The sequence below is a fragment of the Streptomyces aurantiacus JA 4570 genome (assembly GCF_000414115.1).
In the GTDB taxonomy this organism is placed as follows: Bacteria; Actinomycetota; Actinomycetes; order Streptomycetales; family Streptomycetaceae; genus Streptomyces; species Streptomyces aurantiacus_A.
In genome coordinates, this window is record NZ_AOPZ01000255.1 from 1 (window position 1) to 1,077 (window position 1,077).

The 1,077-nt window shown below is 68.9% G+C and carries 1 protein-coding gene; it reads right to left on the reverse strand.

What is annotated here, in order from left to right:
* Positions 1 to 1,032: sensor histidine kinase (locus STRAU_RS23750; RefSeq protein ID WP_203227456.1), on the reverse strand; the 1,032-nt coding region annotated here is incomplete at its 3' end.
* Between the last annotated feature and the right edge of the window lie 45 nt (positions 1,033 to 1,077).

Consider the following 1,077-nt stretch of genomic DNA (forward strand, 5'->3'; position numbering starts at 1 on the left):
GAAGCCGCCGTCGGGGCGTGGTCCGGACTCGAAGGTCCCGCCGACCAGCTCGACCCGCTGCCGCAGCCCCTTCAACCCGCTCCCCGAACCAGACGACGCCAACTCCCGGTCCACCACCGCCGTCGGCGCCGAATTCCGCACCCTCAACCGCACCCGATCCGCCTCATACCGCACCTCCACCCGCACCCCACTCCCCGGCGCATGCTTCCGCACATTCGTCAACGCCTCCTGCACAATCCGAAACGCCGTCCGCGCCACCACCGGCGACGACACCGAACGATCCCCCGACTCACTCAACTCCACCTCAACCCCCACCGCCCGCGACTCCTCCACCAACACCGACAACCCCCAATCACCCACCCCCACACCAGGATCAGACCCCACACCCGCCCCGACACCCGAACCCACCAACCCCACCGCACTCTCCGGAGACCGGAGCACCCCCACCAAATCCCGCAACTCCTCCAACGCCTGACACCCCGCAGCCCGCAACCCCTCCGCCTCCGCCCGCACCCGCTCATCCGACGACACCACCCGCAACGCCCCCGCCTGCAACACCATCAACGACACCCGATGCGTCACCACATCATGCATCTCCCCCGCCAAACGCACCCGCTCCTCCGCCCGCGCCCGCTCCGCCAACAAAAACTGCTCCCGCTCCGCCCGCTCAGCCCGCTCCGTCAACGCCACAATCAACCCCCGCCGCGCCGCCACATACATCCCCAACAACGCCGGCACCGCCGTCAACAACACCCCCGACGCCGCCACCGCAAACGACAACTCCCACAACCGCGTCGCCACCACCGTCAACACACCCGTCAACACCCACGCACCCCGCGGCCGCGACGAATACACCACCGCCGAATACGCCGCAAACGGCGCCGCCAACGGCACCCACACCCCCGACCCATCCACCGACGTCACCAACAACCCCGGCACCAACCACACCGACAACGACATCAACACCGCCGACACCGTCGCCACACCCAACACCACCAACGGCCACACCCGCCGCACCACCAACACCACCACCACAACCACCTGCAACCCCAACCCCGCCCACGGCCCAAACCGCGG